Origin of the sequence: Halomonas sp. CKK8 (assembly GCF_029625235.1) — a bacterium.
Taxonomy (GTDB): Bacteria; Pseudomonadota; Gammaproteobacteria; order Pseudomonadales; family Halomonadaceae; genus Halomonas; species Halomonas ventosae.
Genome location: NZ_CP121193.1, coordinates 3,570,122 through 3,587,168, shown reverse-complemented (window position 1 = coordinate 3,587,168; position 17,047 = coordinate 3,570,122). Strand labels below are relative to the sequence as shown.

Below are 17,047 nucleotides of genomic sequence, written 5' to 3'. Positions count from 1 at the left end.
TGATGACAGGTTTGTGACTGTCGATTGACAGTCTGCTCTTTAACAATGTGAATCATGCTGACAAACGTTTCTTCCGAGAGGAAGAGACACGAGATACGTCTCAAGCGTATCCGGCAATTGTCGATCGTCATCGCGGACCAGACCTCTTGGGGTTATATGGTCAAGCGATGAAGCGCATACGGTGGATGCCTAGGCAGCCAGAGGCGATGAAAGACGTGGAAGCCTGCGATAAGGCTCGGCGAGGTGGCAAACAACCTGTGACCCGGGCATTTCTGAATGGGGAAACCCACCCACGGTAACGTGGGTATCCCACACTGAATCCATAGGTGTTGGGAGGCGAACCGGGGGAACTGAAACATCTCAGTACCCCGAGGAAAAGAAATCAACCGAGATTCCCCCAGTAGCGGCGAGCGAACGGGGAGTAGCCCTTAAGCGGCACGACTGATAGGCGAACAGGCTGGGAAGCCTGACCATAGCGGGTGATAGTCCCGTAGCCGAAATCTGAGTGTCGTGAAATCGAGTAGGTCGGGGCACGAGAAACCTTGACTGAAGACGGGGGGACCATCCTCCAAGGCTAAATACTCCTGGCTGACCGATAGTGAACCAGTACCGTGAGGGAAAGGCGAAAAGAACCCCGGAGAGGGGAGTGAAATAGATCCTGAAACCGTATGCGTACAAGCAGTGGGAGCATGCATGTCATGTGACCGCGTACCTTTTGTATAATGGGTCAGCGACTTATTTTCAGTGGCGAGCTTAACCGTATAGGGGAGGCGTAGCGAAAGCGAGTCTTAACTGGGCGACCAGTCGCTGGGAATAGACCCGAAACCGGGCGATCTATCCATGAGCAGGTTGAAGGTTGAGTAACATCAACTGGAGGACCGAACCAGGATCTGTTGAAAAAGATTTGGATGACTTGTGGATCGGAGTGAAAGGCTAATCAAGCCCGGAGATAGCTGGTTCTCCTCGAAAGCTATTTAGGTAGCGCCTCACGTAGCACCGCCGGGGGTAGAGCACTGTTTCGGCTAGGGGGTCATCCCGACTTACCAACCCGAGGCAAACTCCGAATACCGGTGAGTGACGCGTGGGAGACACACAGCGGGTGCTAACGTCCGTTGTGAAAAGGGAAACAACCCAGACCGTCAGCTAAGGTCCCGAAATCCTGGTTAAGTGGGAAACGATGTGGGAAGGCTCAGACAGCTAGGAGGTTGGCTTAGAAGCAGCCATCCTTTAAAGAAAGCGTAATAGCTCACTAGTCGAGTCGGCCTGCGCGGAAGATGTAACGGGGCTCAAACCAGGTACCGAAGCTACGGGTTCGTCGAATGACGAGCGGTAGAGGAGCGTCGTGTAAGCCGATGAAGGTGGATCGAGAGGTCTGCTGGAGGTATCACGAGTGCGAATGCTGACATGAGTAACGACAAGGGGAGTGAAAAACTCCCCCGCCGGAAGACCAAGGGTTTCTGTTCGACGCTAATCGGAGCAGAGTGAGTCGGCCCCTAAGGCGAGGCCGAAAGGCGTAGTCGATGGGAAACGGGTCAATATTCCCGTACCTCACTGTATTGCGATGGGGGGACGAAGAAGGCTAGGTGAGCCAGGCGTTGGTTGTCCTGGTGAAAGTCAGTAGGCTGGGGAATCAGGCAAATCCGGTTCCCCAAGGCCGAGAGACGAGACGAACAGACTACGGTCTGGAAGTCATCGATGCCACGCTTCCAGGAAAAGCCTCTAAGCTTCAGATACAGTGGGACCGTACCCCAAACCGACACAGGTGGTCAGGTAGAGAATACCCAGGCGCTTGAGAGAACTCGGGTGAAGGAACTAGGCAAAATGGTGCCGTAACTTCGGGAGAAGGCACGCCGGACTAGGGTGACGGGACTTGCTCCCTGAGCCTGAACCGGTCGAAGATACCAGGTGGCTGCAACTGTTTATTAAAAACACAGCACTCTGCAAACGCGCAAGCGGACGTATAGGGTGTGACGCCTGCCCGGTGCCGGAAGGTTAAGTGATGGTGTTAGCGCAAGCGAAGCTCCTGATCGAAGCCCCGGTAAACGGCGGCCGTAACTATAACGGTCCTAAGGTAGCGAAATTCCTTGTCGGGTAAGTTCCGACCTGCACGAATGGCGTAATGATGGCCACGCTGTCTCCACCCGAGACTCAGTGAAATTGAAATCGCAGTGAAGATGCTGTGTACCCGCGGCTAGACGGAAAGACCCCGTGAACCTTTACTATAGCTTCACACTGGACGCTGATGTTGCTTGTGTAGGATAGCTGGGAGGCTTGGAAACCGTGGCGCCAGCCACGGTGGAGCCAACCTTGAAATACCAGCCTGGCATCATTGGCGTTCTAACTCAGGTCCGTGATCCGGATCGAGGACCGTGTGTGGTGGGTAGTTTGACTGGGGCGGTCTCCTCCCAAAGCGTAACGGAGGAGCACGAAGGTACCCTCAGCACGGTTGGAAATCGTGCATTGAGTGCAAGAGCATAAGGGTGCTTAACTGCGAGACAGACACGTCGAGCAGGTACGAAAGTAGGTTCTAGTGATCCGGTGGTTCTGTATGGAAGGGCCATCGCTCAACGGATAAAAGGTACTCCGGGGATAACAGGCTGATACCGCCCAAGAGTTCACATCGACGGCGGTGTTTGGCACCTCGATGTCGGCTCATCACATCCTGGGGCTGAAGTCGGTCCCAAGGGTATGGCTGTTCGCCATTTAAAGTGGTACGCGAGCTGGGTTTAGAACGTCGTGAGACAGTTCGGTCCCTATCTGCCGTGGGCGTTGGATGTTTGAGAAGTGCTGCTCCTAGTACGAGAGGACCGGAGTGGACGCACCTCTGGTGTTCCGGTTGTCACGCCAGTGGCATTGCCGGGTAGCTATGTGCGGACGGGATAACCGCTGAAAGCATCTAAGCGGGAAGCCCCCTTCAAGATGAGACATCCCCGAGGCCTTGAGCCTCCTGAAGGGCCCAGCGAGACCAGCTGGTTGATAGGCCGGATGTGGAAGCGCTGCAAGGCGTTGAGCTAACCGGTACTAATGGCCCGTGAGGCTTGACCATATAACACCCAAGCGGTCTGCCGATGGCGACCGACATGACGGATACGACGAGACGTATCGTCAGCATGATTCACCGTTTTTCGCCTGACGACCATAGCGTGCGGGAACCACCTGATCCCATGCCGAACTCAGCAGTGAAACCGCTCAGCGCCGATGGTAGTGTGGGGCCTCCCCATGCGAGAGTAGGTCATCGTCAGGCACTTATTCAGAAACCCCGGCCATTGGTCGGGGTTTCGTCGTTCCGGGGGCCTCCCCATGAAGAGTAGCGGAGCGCCGCCCGGGTCATCGTCAGGCACCTATCCCGAGAAGACCCCGTGTTCGAAAGAGCACGGGGTTTTTTCATGTGCGTCGGCCAAACGCACGTGACGCCAGGGCCTCCCCATGCAGAGTAGCGGAGCGCCGCCCGAGTCATCGTCAGGCACTTATTCAGAAACCCCGGCCATTGGTCGGGGTTTCGTCGTTCCGGGGGCCTCCCCATGAAGAGTAGCGGAGCGCCGCCCGGGTCTTCGTCAGGCACCTATCCCGAGAAGACCCCGTGTTCGAAAGAGCACGGGGTCTTTTCATGTCCGGTCGTCTGAGCGGGGCGTCGGGGAATGCCCCGTGACCTTTCCCCCGGACTTGCCAGGGCGCATCATGCTGCTGCCTTCGGCAGGCCGTCATCGGCTCAGGAAGGGGTGACGTGAGCCGATGACGGCGGCGCCACCGTGCCGCGTTCCACCAGGTGGGTCGAGAAGCAGAGCGGTCCCTGCCAGGGTTCGTCATAGGCCAGTGACATGATCCTGCCGCTGGCCGCCTGTGCCATCCGGTCCACGGGGACGTGAACCGACGTCAGCCCCGGCGTGACGTAGTGCGCGTAGACCTCATCGTCGAAGCCCACCAGCGAGACATCCTCGGGCACGCTCAGGCCGAGCTCCTTCAGGTGCAACATGGCCCCGATGGCCATGTCGTCGTTGCCCACCGCCAGGGCCGTGAAGGGCAGGCCTCGCCGCCGCAAGGTATTCACGGCCTCCCGTCCGCTCGACTCCTGCCAGGTGCCTTCCACGACGGCCCCTTCCGGCACGCTCAGCCCGGCTTCCTCCATGGCCTGGTGAAAGCCCGCCAGTCGCTGGGTGGCATCCTGCTTCCAGCGCGGGCCGGTGATGCAGGCGATGCGTCGGTGACCCTGCTCGATCAGGTGGCGCGTGGCGAGATAGCCGCCCTGCTGGTTGTCGACGTAACTGCACTGGTTCTCCAGGCCGGGCAATCGGCGGTTGATGACGACCAGGGGAATCTGCGCGGCCAGTGCGACGAGGGCGTCATCGTGCAGGCGATCCGACTGGACCAGGAGGCCATCGCAGCGACGCGACATCAGGAAGTCGATCGATTCCTGCTCGCGGACCAGCTCGTTGTGTCCCGAGGCGACCAGCAGCGACTTCTGGTGCAGGCGAAGCCGTTCTTCCAGGTTCACCATCAGGGTGCCCATGAAGGGGCCGGCAAGGTGAGAGATGACCAGGCCGATGCAATCGGAGCGGTTGGAGGCCAGGGAGCGGGCAAAGGAGTTGGGACGATAGCCAAGCTGCTGCATGGCCTCCTCGACCCGTCGTCGCGTGTCGTCCGCCACGGGCACCTCGCCATTCATGACGCGTGAGACCGTGGCGGGCGAGACGCCTGCCAGTTTGGCAACCTCCCTGATGGTGGACATGCTGGCTCCTGATGCGCGTCGATCGCCGGGCGGATGACGCCGCGGGTCGAGGCGATGGACGAAATCCCGGGGGCTGTTCGCCCCATGCAGGTGAAATATCGACGATCCAGCATTATAGCCATTCATGAAATCGTTTTCAGGCTTATTGCCCAGGTTCCGGAAAGCGCGTGCTCAGGCTCTCCTGCCGTTCACACCCTCGGGTGACAGGCGCGGGCATCACGGCCCCAAGCTCGGGGCGTCGAGACGGGCCCCGACACGCCTGCGCAGGGCATCCGCAGGCGTCGAGTTCACAGCGTCACTCGTACAGGTAGCAGCGCACGAAGTGGTCCTTGGCGATCCGGGTAACCTCGGGCAGGCGGCTGCTGCATTCCGGACGGGCGTGCGGGCAGCGCTGTGCAAAGGGACAGCCGGTACTCTCGGGCTGCCACATGGGGATGTCGGCCTTGTGCTGGTACTGGCTCATGTCCCGGCCCTTCTTTGCCCCGGGCTGGGGGACGGCGGCGAGCAGCAGCTGGGTATAGGGGTGCCGGGGGTTCTGGGTGACGGCATCGCTGTTGCCCCACTCCACCATGTGGCCGACATACATCACCGCCGTGCGCTCGGCGAAATAGCGGGCGGTGGCGATATCGTGGGTGATGTACATGAAGGCGATGTCGTGCTGGTCCTTCAGGTCCATCATCAGGTTGAGGATGCCGAGCCGGATCGACACATCGAGCATCGAGATCGGCTCGTCGGCCAGGATGACGTCGGGTTCCACGTCCCCCGGGGGGTGGTTCCTGACCAAGCGCTCCTGGTCGTAGGAGACGACGCCGCGGGTGTAGTAATTGATGCCGACGAAGTCCACCGGCTGGGAGATCAGTTCCATGTCGCCCGGCAGCACCTGGGGCGCCAGCTCCGGGTAGAGACGAGTGTAGAGCGCCGGGTAGCGGCCCTCGAGCACCGGCTCCAGGAACCAGTGGTTCGCCCACCAGGGCGGCCACGCGGTCGTCGTAGCGACGGCTGTGGGGCGTGTTCGGGCCCATGTTCAGCACCAGGCCGGCCTGGGCGTCGGGGGCGTTGGTGCGCAGGGTCTGCATGCCCAGGCCATGCGCCAGCAGGAGGTGGTGCCCGGCCTGACGGGCGAGCCGCGCATCCGTCAGCCCCGGCGCGTGGATGCCGGCCTCGTGGCCCAGGATCGCGCTGACCCAGGGCTCGTTGAGGGTGGCATAGGAATGGACCCGGTCACCCAACTCGCGGGACACCAGGTCGACGTACTCCTGGAAACGATAGGCCGTGTCGCGGTTGAGCCAGCCGCCGCGCTCCTGCAGGTGCTGGGGAAGGTCCCAGTGATAGAGCGTGACGAAAGGCGTGATGCGGCGCTCCAGCAGGCCGTCGAGCAGGCGCTTGTAGAAATCCAGTCCCTTGGCGTTGGCCTGGCCCTCCTCGGTCATCACGCGCGGCCAGGCGATCGACAGGCGGTAGGCGTCCACCCCCAGGCCCTGGATCAGCTCCAGATCCTCCTGCCAGCGATAGTAGTGGTCGCAGGCAGGCATGCCGCTGTCACCATTCTTGACCCGCCCCTCGGTGGCGCAGAAGTGGTCCCAGATGGACGGCAGGCGGCCATCGGCCTGGGTTGCTCCCTCGACCTGGAAGGCCGCCGTCGCGACGCCGAAGGTGAAGTCCGGGGCGAGAAGTCGTGACGATGTCGGCAGTTCGATTCGTTGCATGGGAAAGCAGGTTCCTCTTGTCGGGCCCATGGGATGCTGATTGCCATGGTCATGAAAGCGGTTTCATAAAACATACGACTTTGGTCGCGATTGGGCGGATGGCCATAAAACGGGATACATGACAGCCCTGCTGCGGTCTGATGCCTCGCCCATTGCGCCAGGAGTCGATGCCATGTCGCTTGCCGGATTCGAAACCTCTGCGGACCACCCGTCGATGCGCCGAGGCAGCCGCCGACCGGTCGGGTCGCCCCGACCTTGCGAATTGGTCGAGGCGATTTCCGGGGCGCGGCGCCATCCGCTAGAATGTCCCATTTCCCGTCAGGGGCATGAGCATGACCATCGGTGACCTGATCCGCCTGCTGAGCGATGGCGAGTTCCACTCCGGCGAGCAGCTGGGCGAACGGCTGGGCGTGTCGCGGGCGGCAGTATGGAAGCAGTTGCGCAAGCTGGAGTCCCTGGGCATTCCCATGGAAGCGGTCAAGGGCCAGGGCTATCGCCTGGTCGAGCGCCTCGAGCTGCTGGATGGTGGCGCCATCGTGGGCGGCCTCTCGCGCGAGGCGCGTCCCCACCTGACGCGGCTGTTCGTCGAGGAGAGCCTGCCGTCCAGCAACGCCTTCCTGCGCGAGCGCTTCTCCCAGGGGGCGGGGCACGGCGAGGTCTGTCTGGTGGAGCAGCAGAGCGAGGGGCGGGGTCGCCGAGGTCGCGCCTGGGTGACGCCCTGGGGGCGCACCCTGATGCTCTCGCTCGGCTGGCGGGTCGAGGCGGGGGTGGCATCGCTCGAGGGGCTGAGCCTGGCGCTGGGCGTGGCCCTCGCCAGGGTGCTCGAGCGCCATGGCCTCCGGCCGCGCCTGAAGTGGCCCAATGACGTGCTGCTGGAGGACGACGACGGGGCGCTCGGCAAGTTGGCGGGCATCCTGGTGGAGATCAGCGGTGATGCTGCCGGCCCTTGCGAGGTGGTGGTGGGCATGGGCATCAATGTCGACCTGCCGGCGGCGTTCCGTGGCGGCATCGACCAGGCCGTGGCGGCAGTCCATGACCAGGCGCCGGGACTCTCCCGCAATGCCCTGGCCGTCGAGCTGCTGGATGAGCTGCTGCCCCTGCTGGCGGAGTTCGAGCAGCAGGGGTTCGCCGCCTGGCGTGACGACTGGAATGCCCGGCATGCCTTCGCCGGCTGCGAGGTGGAAGTCCTGCAGCGGGGCGTCCGGGAGCCGGCCACCGCCGGGGAGGTGGACGAGGCCGGCAACCTCTGGGTGCAGCAGGAAGGCCGGCCGGTGCGGCTTGCCGGCGGCGAGATCAGCGTGCGGAGACGCGCATGATCCTGGACCTCGATATCGGCAACACCCTCTCCAAGTGGCGGCTCAAGGATGCCGACAGCAGCGAGATCCGCTCCCGGGGGGCGGTCTGGACCCGCGAGGAGTGGCGCCCCGGCGCGGATATTCCGGACCTCGACGTGGTCGAGGCGGTGCGCATCTCCAGCGTGGCGCGCAAGGCGGTGCTCGAGGAGACGGTGGGTCTGCTGCGGCGTCGCGTTGGCACCGTCCACGTGGCGCGCTCGACGGCCGAAGCCCTGGGGGTCACCAACGGCTACGAGGAGCCCGGCCGGCTGGGGGTCGATCGCTGGATGGGGGCCCTGGCGGGCTATCAGCTGGCCGGCGGTTGCTGTGCCGTGGACTGCGGCAGCGCCATCACCGTCGACTTCGTGCTGCCCGGCGGGCGTCACCTGGGCGGCTACATCCTGCCCGGGCTGCGGCTGATGAAGGAGAGCCTGAAGCTCGGTACCCGCAACGTGGCCATCGACCCGGACAGCGAGGCCGAGGAGCTGCTGGAACCCGGCAGGCGCACCGTCGAGGCGGTCAATCACGGCATCTACATGGCGGCAGTGAGCGCGGTCAACCGCATCTACAGCGAGGTGTGTGACCAGCAGGGCGTGGCGCTGCCGATGATGCTGACCGGCGGTGACGCCCGGGTGGTGTCGCGCGGCATCCAGGTGCCCCATGCGGTCTGGCCGGACATGGTCTACGGGGGGCTGGAGGCCTGCTTCCCGCTGACCGCGGCCGAGCGAGCGGGACGCATGTCCGGGGCGCCCCGCGTGCCCTCGCCGGTGGCACTGGAAAAGATACGCGCCGCGCTTGCATTCTCCATGCTGCTTTGACACAATGCGCCGCGTTCCGGAGAGGCGCGCCCGGCAGGGGCGTCGCGCTCGATCAAGAGCCAGCGAAAACAGGCACTTGACACCGGAAACTGAGGCGGTAGAATGCATCGCCAGCTGGAGGGGTTCCCGAGTGGCCAAAGGGAGCAGACTGTAAATCTGCCGCGAAAGCTTCGAAGGTTCGAATCCTTCCCCCTCCACCAGGTTCAGCCGCACCCGACGCGTCGAGTGGTGGCAAGCAAGAGTGGGTCGGCGGGCATAGTTCAATGGTAGAACCTCAGCCTTCCAAGCTGATGATGCGGGTTCGATCCCCGCTGCCCGCTCCAGGTATCGAGTATTGATGCCGCAAGGTTGCGCTCATGTAGCTCAGGGGTAGAGCACACCCTTGGTAAGGGTGAGGTCGACGGTTCAAATCCGTCCATGAGCTCCATATCGAGAAGGCGAGCGAAGGCTCGCCTTCTCTTTTTCTTCCCGGCGCGGGTCTCGCGCAGGGAAGGGGTTGCCAGGAGAAGCGGCTTTCGCTATCATGGCGCCCGCTGTCGTACAGGCCGCCTGCAAAGGGTGGTCGCGGAAGCAGATACAGGCCAGTAGCTCAATTGGCAGAGCAGCGGTCTCCAAAACCGCAGGTTGGGGGTTCGATTCCCTCCTGGCCTGCCAGTCTTCCCCAGGCTGGCGAGATCTCATATACTTTCATGTTTCGATTGCCGCACCCTGAGGAGTCTCGTTTTCATGAAGCATAACGCCGAGGTGCAGGAGTCGCGCCACGACGGGCTCAAGTGGGCGGTTGTCGTCACTCTGCTGGTCCTTGCCGTGGTCGGCAATACCTATTTCGCCGACCAGGCGCTTCTCTATCGTGTGCTCGGTGTCGTCGTGCTCAGCGTGGCGGCGGCACTGGTGGCGCTGACCACGACCAAGGGTCGTGATCTGGTCGAGCTCGCCAGGAGTGCGAAGAAGGAGATCCAGCGTGTCGTCTGGCCGACCCGGCCCGAGACCGTCCAGACCACAGCCATCGTGCTGGTGGCCGTGCTGGTGGTCGGGCTGATGCTGTGGCTGATCGACACCCTTCTTGGCTGGGCGATGTCCGGCGTCATCGGTTAGGAGTTTTCATGTCCAAGCGTTGGTATGTCGTCCACGCCTACTCCGGCTTCGAGAAGCATGTCATGCGCTCGCTCATCGAGCGCGTGAAGATGCACGGCATGGAGGATCGCTTCGGCGAGATCCTGGTGCCGACCGAAGAGGTCGTTGAAGTGCGCGACGGCAAGCGTCGCAAGAGCGAGCGCAAGTTCTATCCCGGCTATGTGCTGGTCGAGATGGAGATGGATGACGAGACCTGGCACCTGGTCAACGAGACCCCGCGCGTCATGGGGTTCATCGGTGGCACCAAGGAGAAGCCGGCCCCGATCACCCGCAAGGAGGCCGATGCCATCCTCAGCCGGGTCAAGGACGGCACCGATAAGCCGAAGCCCAAGACGCTCTTCGAGCCGGGCCAGTCGGTGCGCGTCATCGACGGACCCTTCGCCGACTTTAACGGGGTCGTCGAGGAGGTCAACTATGACAAGAGCCGTGTGCAGGTCAGCGTGCTGATCTTCGGCCGCTCCACGCCCGTCGAGCTGGAGTTTGCCCAGGTCGAGAAGGAATAGCCTTCCAGGCCTGCCTGTTTCGTGGCAGCCACCCGCAGGTGGCTGTGTAACCCGGGGAGCCGCAAGGCGCTACTACCCAACTGGAGTCCATCATGGCCAAGAAAGTACAGGCTTACATCAAGCTGCAGGTCGCAGCTGGCAAGGCCAACCCGAGTCCCCCCGTGGGCCCCGCGCTGGGCCAGCACGGCGTCAACATCATGGAGTTCTGCAAGGCGTTCAACGCCGCGACCCAGGACATCGAGCCGGGCCTGCCGACCCCCGTGGTCATCACCGTCTACTCCGACCGCAGCTTTACCTTCATCACCAAGACCCCGCCCGCCGCGGTCCTGCTGAAGAAGGCGGCCGGCATCAAGTCCGGCTCCGGCGAGCCGAACAAGACCAAGGTCGGCACCGTGACCCGCGAGCAGCTCGAGGAGATCGCCAAGACCAAGGAGCCCGACCTGACGGCTGCCGATCTCGACGCCGCGGTGCGTACCATTGCCGGTAGTGCCCGCAGCATGGGCCTGAACGTGGAGGGTCTCTGATCATGGCCAAGCTTACCAAGCGTGCACAGCAGATTCGCGAGAAGGTCGACGCCAACCGGACCTACTCCCTCGACGAGGCCGTGGCCCTGCTCTCCGAGCTGTCCACCGTCAAGTTCAAGGAATCCCTGGACGTCGCCATCAACCTGGGCGTCGACCCGCGCAAGTCCGACCAGGTCGTGCGTGGCGCCACCGTGATGCCCAACGGTACCGGCAAGGACGTGCGTGTCGCGGTCTTCACCCAGGGTGCCAACGTTGATGCTGCCAAGGAAGCCGGTGCCGACATCGTCGGCATGGACGACCTGGCCGAGCAGGTCAAGAAGGGCCAGCTCGACTTCGATGTGGTCATCGCCTCGCCGGACGCCATGCGTGTCGTGGGCCAGCTGGGCCAGATCCTCGGTCCGCGCGGCCTGATGCCGAACCCCAAGGTCGGTACCGTGACCCCGGACGTCGCCACCGCGGTCAAGAACGCCAAGGCCGGCCAGGTGCGTTTCCGGACCGACAAGAACGGCATCATCCATACCACCCTGGGCAAGGTCGACTTCGACGCTTCCGCCATCCAGGGCAACCTGGAGGCGCTGGTCGCCGACCTGAAGAAGCTCAAGCCGAGCACCTCCAAGGGCATCTATCTCAAGAAGGTCACCCTGTCCACCACCATGGGCCCGGGGCTGACCATCGATCATTCCGCCCTGGCCTGATCGGGCGGCGATCGAGACGATTGAAGGAACTTTGCGGTCCCCGTGCCGGGCTATCCTCGCCGGCGGGGCATCGTCAAAGACCGCAGGTGCCGCGTTTCTAGCGAGCGCGGCTTAATCTTCCCCTCAGGAAGGCCTGCGCAGATGGTGTGGCCGCCAGATCTCTGGTGAGCACCATCACCCAGGACTCCCGACCTCCGGTCGGGAGAGATGGTAACCACCGGAATCCTCTCGCGAGGTTCCGGCACGAAGGAGTGATCACTGTGCCACTAGCACTCGAAGGCAAGAAGGCAATCGTTGCCGAGGTCAGTGAAGCGGCCAAGGATGCGCTCTCCGTCGTAGTTGCCGACTCTCGTGGCGTCGCGGTCAGCGCGATGACCGACCTGCGCAAGCAGGCCCGCGAGAATGGCGTGCAGATCCGTGTTGTCCGCAACACCCTGGCACGTCGCGCCCTGTCCGGAACTCCCTGGGAGATTCTGGACGAGACCTTCTCCGGTCCGACCATGCTGGCCTTTTCCTACGAGCACCCGGGCGCTGCCGCCCGTCTGTTCAAGGAGTTCGCCAAGGGTCAGAAGGAGTTCGAGGTCAAGGCGCTGGCCTACGAAGGTGAGCTGATCCCGGCAAGCGACATCGACCGTCTGGCAACCCTGCCGACCTACGATGAGGCGATCGCCAAGCTGATGTCCGTCATGAAGGAAGCTTCTGCCGGCAAGCTGGTCCGTACCCTCGCGGCGCTGCGTGACCAGAAGCAGGAAGAGGCCGCCTGAACGGCGAACTCTCGCGCTCAGCCCGAATCGAACATTGAATCCCCGAGCCATCGCGATGCCGAGGCTCCCGCAAAGTTAGGAATCTAGACAATGGCACTGACCAAAGAAGACATCATCAACGCCGTCGCCGACATGTCCGTCATGGAAGTGGCCGAGCTGATCGAGGCCATGGAAGAGAAGTTCGGTGTCTCTGCTGCCGCTGCCGTCGTGGCCGGCCCGGGTGGCGGTGAAGCCGCCGTCGAGGAAGAGCAGACCGAGTTCGACGTCGTGCTGACCAGCGCCGGCGACAAGAAGGTCAACGTGATCAAGGCGGTCCGCGAGATCACCGGCCTGGGCCTCAAGGAAGCCAAGGGTGCCGTCGACGGCGCGCCGGCGACCATCAAGGAAGGCCTGTCCAAGGACGACGCCGAAGAGGCAAAGAAGAAGCTGGAAGACGCCGGCGCGAGCGTGGAGCTCAAGTAACCCTTGTGCCCATGGCTTCACGCGCTGCGTAAGCTTCCACGGCTGGTGGCGGGACACCCGCTGCCGGCCTTTTTCTGTTGTCACTAGCCGGTCGCCCTCGGGCCACCGCTAGCCGAATTCCGACGGCGAGCCTCCTGGTGGAGGCTTGCCGTCAGCGCCTGACGGAGCCGTACCCGTCGGGTGACGCCGACACGCATCGGTCACCCATGGTGAACAAGCTGGGGAATACAGATGGCTTACTCATACACTGAGAAAAAACGCATCCGCAAGGATTTCGGCAAACTGCCCCAAGTGATGGATGTGCCCTACCTGCTGGCCATCCAGCTTGATTCCTACTACGAGTTTCTCCAGCAGGATCGCTCACCCGAAGAACGCCTGGAAATCGGCCTGCACGCCGCCTTCAAGTCGGTCTTCCCGATCGCGAGCTTCTCCGGCAACGCTGCCCTGGAGTATGTCAGCTACCGTTTCGGCACTCCGGCCTTCGACGTCAAGGAGTGCCAGCTGCGTGGCGTCACCTATTCGGCCCCCCTGCGCGTCAAGGTCCGCCTGATCATCTACGACAAGGATTCGTCCAACAAGGCGATCAAGGACATCAAGGAGCAGGAAGTCTACATGGGGGAGATCCCCCTGATGACCGAGAACGGTACCTTCGTCATCAACGGTACCGAGCGCGTCATCGTCTCCCAGCTGCACCGCTCGCCCGGCGTGTTCTTCGACCACGACAAGGGCAAGAGCCACTCCTCCGGCAAGCTGCTCTATTCCGCCCGGGTGATCCCCTACCGCGGTTCCTGGCTCGACTTCGAGTTCGATCCCAAGGACAGCGTCTTCGTGCGCATCGACCGTCGCCGCAAGCTGCCGGCCACGGTGCTGCTGCGCGCCCTGGGCATGAGCGCCGAGGAGATCCTCGATAACTTCTTCGAGCTCAGCACCTTCCACATCGAGAAGTCCGGCTTCTCCGTGGAGCTGGTGCCGTCGCGCCTGCGCGGCGAGACCGCCACCTTCGACATCAAGGACGGCGACGGCAACGTCATCGTCGAGGAAGGTCGCCGGATCACCCAGAAGCACATCCGCCAGCTGGAAAAGGCCGGTCTCGAGCGCCTCGACGTGCCGATGGACTACCTGTTCGGCAAGACCCTGGCCAAGGATCAGGTCGACCCGAACACCGGCGAGCTGATCTGCCCCTGCAATACCGAGATCACTCCCGAGCTGCTGGAGAAGATCGGCCAGGCGGGTATCAGCACCCTCGAGACGCTCTATACCAACGACCTCGACTGTGGCCCCTTCATCTCCGACACCCTCAAGCTGGACACCACCGGGTCCCGCCTCGAGGCGCTGGTCGAGATCTACCGCATGATGCGCCCCGGCGAGCCGCCCACCAAGGAGGCCGCCGAGACGCTGTTCAACAACCTGTTCTTCAGCGAGGACCGCTACGACCTGTCGGGCGTGGGTCGCATGAAGTTCAACCGCCGGCTGCGTCGCGACAGCGACACCGGCTCCGGCGTCCTCGACCAGCAGGACATCCTCGACGTGCTGCGCGAGATGATCGCGATCCGCAACGGCTTCGGTGATGTCGACGACATCGACCACCTGGGCAACCGCCGCATCCGCTGCGTCGGCGAGATGGCCGAGAACCAGTTCCGCGTGGGCCTGGTGCGCGTCGAGCGCGCGGTCAAGGAACGCCTCTCCATGGCCGAGAGCGAAGGCCTGATGCCCCAGGACCTGATCAATGCCAAGCCCGTGGCGGCGGCGGTCAAGGAGTTCTTCGGTTCCAGCCAGCTCTCGCAGTTCATGGACCAGAACAACCCGCTCTCCGAGGTCACCCACAAGCGTCGCGTCTCGGCACTCGGCCCGGGCGGCCTGACCCGCGAGCGGGCCGGCTTCGAGGTGCGTGACGTCCACGCCACCCACTACGGTCGCCTGTGTCCCATCGAGACGCCGGAAGGCCCGAACATCGGCCTGATCAACTCCTTGGCCACCTACAGCCACACCAACAGCTACGGCTTCCTCGAGACGCCGTACCGCAAGGTCGTGGATGCCCAGGTGACCGACGACGTGGTGCACCTCTCGGCCATCGAGGAGGGCGACTTCGTCATCGCCCAGGCCTCCGCCACCGTGGACGAGTCGGGCAAGCTGGTCGACGACCTGGTGCAGGTCCGTCACCGTGGCGAGACCACCTTCATGCGTCCCGAGCAGGTCACCCTGATGGACGTGTCGCCACGCCAGGTGGTCTCCGTGGCCGCGGCGCTGATCCCCTTCCTCGAGCACGACGACGCCAACCGTGCCCTGATGGGGGCGAACATGCAGCGCCAGGCCGTGCCGACCCTGCGTGCCGACAAGCCGCTGGTGGGCACCGGCATGGAGCGCTTCGTGGCACGCGACTCCGGTGTCTGCGAGGTGGCCCGTCGCGGCGGGGTGATCGACTCGGTCGACGCCAAGCGCATCGTGGTGCGGGTCAGCGAGGACGAGATCATCGGCGGCGAGGCCGGCGTCGATATCTACAACCTGACCAAGTACCTGCGCTCCAACCAGAACACCTGCATGAACCAGCGTCCGATCGTGCGCCCCGGTGACCAGGTGCGCCGCGGTGACATCCTGGCCGACGGTCCCTCCGTGGACATGGGCGACCTGGCCCTGGGCCAGAACATGCGCATCGCCTTCATGCCATGGAACGGCTACAACTTCGAGGACTCCATCCTGCTCTCCGAGCGGGCGGTCCAGGAAGATCGCTTCACCACCATCCACATCCAGGAGCTGACCTGCGTCTCTCGTGACACCAAGCTGGGGCCGGAGGAGATCACCTCCGACATCCCCAACGTCGGCGAGTCGGCGCTGGGCAAGCTGGACGAGGCCGGGGTGGTCTACATCGGCGCCGAGGTCGGCGCCGGCGACATCCTGGTGGGCAAGGTGACGCCCAAGGGCGAGACCCAGCTGACCCCGGAAGAGAAGCTGCTGCGTGCCATCTTCGGCGAGAAGGCGTCCGACGTGAAGGACACCTCGCTGCGTGCCCCGACCGGCATGAAGGGCACCGTCATCGACGTCCAGGTGTTCACCCGCGACGGCGTGGAGAAGGACTCCCGGGCGCTCTCCATCGAGCAGATGCAGCTCGACGAGGTGCGCAAGGACCTCCAGGAGACCTACCGCATCGCCGAGGACGCCACCTTCGAGCGCCTCAAGCGCACCCTCTCCGGCCAGGTCGTCAACGGCGGTCCCAAGCTGCAGAAGGGCGACGTGCTATCCGACAGCTACCTCGAGGAGCTGCCGCGCCAGCAGTGGTTCAAGCTGCGTCTGCAGGACGAGACCTTCAACGAGCTGCTCGCCCAGGCCGACGAGCAGCTGGAGAACCGTCGCAAGGAGATGGACGAGCGCTTCGAGGACAAGAAGCGCAAGCTCACCCAGGGCGACGACCTGGCGCCGGGCGTGCTGAAGATCGTCAAGGTCTACCTGGCGATCAAGCGCCGCCTGCAGCCGGGCGACAAGATGGCCGGCCGTCACGGCAACAAGGGTGTCATCTCGGCGATCATGCCCATCGAGGACATGCCCTTCGACGACAACGGCGAGCCCATCGACGTAGTGCTGAACCCGCTGGGCGTCCCCTCGCGGATGAACGTGGGCCAGATCCTCGAGACCCACCTGGGCATGGCGGCACGTGGCCTCGGCGTCAAGATCGAGGGGCTGCTGCGCGATGCCCGCGAGCAGCAGGTGGCCGAGATCCGTGACTTCCTGGGGCAGGTCTACAACACCACCCAGGGGACTCGCGTCGAGGACATCGACTCGCTCTCCGACGAGGAGGTGATCGCCCTGGCCAAGAACCTCAAGGGCGGCGTGCCGATGTCCACCCCGGTGTTCGACGGCGCCCAGGAGCACGAGATCAAGCACCTGCTGCGCCTCGCCGACCTGCCGGATTCGGGCCAGATGGCCCTCTACGATGGCCGTACCGGCGATGCCTTCGACCGCCCGGTGACCGTGGGCTACATGTACATGCTCAAGCTCAACCACCTGGTGGATGACAAGATGCATGCGCGCTCCACCGGCTCCTACTCGCTGGTCACCCAGCAGCCGCTGGGCGGCAAGGCGCAGTTCGGTGGCCAGCGCTTCGGCGAGATGGAGGTCTGGGCCCTGGAGGCCTACGGCGCGGCCTACACGCTCCAGGAGATGCTCACCGTCAAGTCCGACGACGTGGAGGGGCGCACCAAGATGTACAAGAGCATCGTGGACGGCGACCACACCATGCAGGCGGGCATGCCGGAATCCTTCAACGTACTGGTGAAGGAAATCCGTTCGCTGGGCATCGATATCGAACTGGAAAGCTGAGGCTGCACCGCCTGCGCTTCACAGAATGACGGTCCGCGGGGGTGGTGACGCCCCCGCCCATGACAACTCC

The 17,047-nt window shown here is 63.6% G+C and carries 12 protein-coding genes, 4 tRNA genes and 2 rRNA genes; 16 read left to right on the top strand and 2 right to left on the bottom strand.

All coding sequences use genetic code 11. The features are described 5' to 3' along the window. The first annotated feature begins 158 nt into the window (after positions 1–158). Positions 159–3,046, top strand: a 23S ribosomal RNA gene (locus tag P8934_RS16975). 82 nt (positions 3,047–3,128) lie between these two features. Continuing rightward, positions 3,129–3,244, top strand: a 5S ribosomal RNA gene (rrf, locus tag P8934_RS16970). 465 nt (positions 3,245–3,709) lie between these two features. Here rrf and P8934_RS16965 read toward each other — a convergent pair. Both P8934_RS16965 and P8934_RS16960 read right to left on the bottom strand, forming a co-directional pair. Continuing rightward, complete coding sequence (locus P8934_RS16965) at positions 3,710–4,726, bottom strand: LacI family DNA-binding transcriptional regulator (protein WP_278032033.1); 1,017 nt, start codon at positions 4,724–4,726, stop codon at positions 3,710–3,712. Positions 4,727–5,021: 295 nt separating this feature from the next. Further along, a complete protein-coding gene (locus P8934_RS16960; RefSeq protein ID WP_278032032.1) occupies positions 5,022–5,666 on the bottom strand; it encodes an oligopeptide/dipeptide ABC transporter ATP-binding protein in 645 nt (214 codons plus the stop codon). Between the two features lie 145 nt (positions 5,667–5,811). Between P8934_RS16960 and P8934_RS16955 the strand changes: the two genes are divergently transcribed. The 14 genes from P8934_RS16955 (at position 5,812) to rpoB (ending at position 16,977) form a co-directional block, all read left to right on the top strand. Next, complete coding sequence (locus P8934_RS16955) at positions 5,812–6,405, top strand: hypothetical protein (protein ID WP_278032031.1); 594 nt, start codon at positions 5,812–5,814, stop codon at positions 6,403–6,405. Positions 6,406–6,764: 359 nt separating this feature from the next. Continuing rightward, on the top strand, positions 6,765–7,748 hold the full coding sequence (locus P8934_RS16950; RefSeq protein WP_278032030.1) for a biotin--[acetyl-CoA-carboxylase] ligase: 984 nt from the start codon (positions 6,765–6,767) through the stop codon (positions 7,746–7,748). Next, positions 7,745–8,584, top strand: coding sequence for a type III pantothenate kinase (locus P8934_RS16945; protein WP_106232366.1), 840 nt, complete (start codon positions 7,745–7,747; stop codon positions 8,582–8,584). The genes P8934_RS16950 and P8934_RS16945 overlap by 4 nt, the downstream gene beginning before the upstream one ends. Positions 8,585–8,700: 116 nt before the next feature. Beyond that, a tRNA-Tyr gene (locus P8934_RS16940) sits at positions 8,701–8,784 on the top strand. A 49-nt stretch (positions 8,785–8,833) separates the two neighbouring features. Then, positions 8,834–8,907, top strand: a tRNA-Gly gene (locus P8934_RS16935). A 29-nt stretch (positions 8,908–8,936) separates the two neighbouring features. Beyond that, positions 8,937–9,011: transfer RNA gene (locus tag P8934_RS16930), tRNA-Thr, on the top strand. 151 nt (positions 9,012–9,162) lie between these two features. Next, positions 9,163–9,238: transfer RNA gene (locus P8934_RS16925), tRNA-Trp, on the top strand. A gap of 72 nt (positions 9,239–9,310) precedes the next feature. Further along, a complete protein-coding gene (gene secE / locus P8934_RS16920) occupies positions 9,311–9,679 on the top strand; it encodes a preprotein translocase subunit SecE (protein ID WP_133636922.1) in 369 nt (122 codons plus the stop codon). Positions 9,680–9,687: 8 nt separating this feature from the next. Further along, a complete protein-coding gene (gene nusG, locus P8934_RS16915; protein WP_040183153.1) occupies positions 9,688–10,221 on the top strand; it encodes a transcription termination/antitermination protein NusG in 534 nt (177 codons plus the stop codon). 92 nt (positions 10,222–10,313) lie between these two features. After that, on the top strand, positions 10,314–10,745 hold the full coding sequence (rplK, locus tag P8934_RS16910; protein WP_133484167.1) for a 50S ribosomal protein L11: 432 nt from the start codon (positions 10,314–10,316) through the stop codon (positions 10,743–10,745). A gap of 2 nt (positions 10,746–10,747) precedes the next feature. Next, on the top strand, positions 10,748–11,440 hold the full coding sequence (rplA, locus tag P8934_RS16905) for a 50S ribosomal protein L1 (RefSeq protein ID WP_133636918.1): 693 nt from the start codon (positions 10,748–10,750) through the stop codon (positions 11,438–11,440). A gap of 260 nt (positions 11,441–11,700) precedes the next feature. Beyond that, the gene (gene rplJ / locus P8934_RS16900; RefSeq protein WP_071943769.1) at positions 11,701–12,204 is read left to right on the top strand and encodes a 50S ribosomal protein L10; all 504 of its coding nucleotides are present in this window, start codon (positions 11,701–11,703) and stop codon (positions 12,202–12,204) included. Positions 12,205–12,294: 90 nt separating this feature from the next. After that, on the top strand, positions 12,295–12,666 hold the full coding sequence (gene rplL / locus P8934_RS16895) for a 50S ribosomal protein L7/L12 (protein ID WP_278032029.1): 372 nt from the start codon (positions 12,295–12,297) through the stop codon (positions 12,664–12,666). 231 nt (positions 12,667–12,897) lie between these two features. Beyond that, the gene (gene rpoB / locus P8934_RS16890) at positions 12,898–16,977 is read left to right on the top strand and encodes a DNA-directed RNA polymerase subunit beta (RefSeq protein ID WP_278032028.1); all 4,080 of its coding nucleotides are present in this window, start codon (positions 12,898–12,900) and stop codon (positions 16,975–16,977) included. The last annotated feature ends 70 nt before the right edge of the window (positions 16,978–17,047 follow it).

Excerpts from the sequence above, each read along its gene's own strand:
- P8934_RS16965 (WP_278032033.1), bottom strand. The coding sequence starts at position 4,726 with ATGTCCACCATCAGGGAGGTTGCCAAACTGGCAGGCGTCTCGCCCGCC.
- P8934_RS16955 (WP_278032031.1), top strand. The coding sequence starts at position 5,812 with ATGCGCCAGCAGGAGGTGGTGCCCGGCCTGACGGGCGAGCCGCGCATC.
- P8934_RS16950 (WP_278032030.1), top strand. The coding sequence starts at position 6,765 with ATGACCATCGGTGACCTGATCCGCCTGCTGAGCGATGGCGAGTTCCAC.
- P8934_RS16945 (WP_106232366.1), top strand. The coding sequence starts at position 7,745 with ATGATCCTGGACCTCGATATCGGCAACACCCTCTCCAAGTGGCGGCTC.
- secE (WP_133636922.1), top strand. The coding sequence starts at position 9,311 with ATGAAGCATAACGCCGAGGTGCAGGAGTCGCGCCACGACGGGCTCAAG.
- nusG (WP_040183153.1), top strand. The coding sequence starts at position 9,688 with ATGTCCAAGCGTTGGTATGTCGTCCACGCCTACTCCGGCTTCGAGAAG.
- rplK (WP_133484167.1), top strand. The coding sequence starts at position 10,314 with ATGGCCAAGAAAGTACAGGCTTACATCAAGCTGCAGGTCGCAGCTGGC.
- rplA (WP_133636918.1), top strand. The coding sequence starts at position 10,748 with ATGGCCAAGCTTACCAAGCGTGCACAGCAGATTCGCGAGAAGGTCGAC.
- rplL (WP_278032029.1), top strand. The coding sequence starts at position 12,295 with ATGGCACTGACCAAAGAAGACATCATCAACGCCGTCGCCGACATGTCC.
- rpoB (WP_278032028.1), top strand. The coding sequence starts at position 12,898 with ATGGCTTACTCATACACTGAGAAAAAACGCATCCGCAAGGATTTCGGC.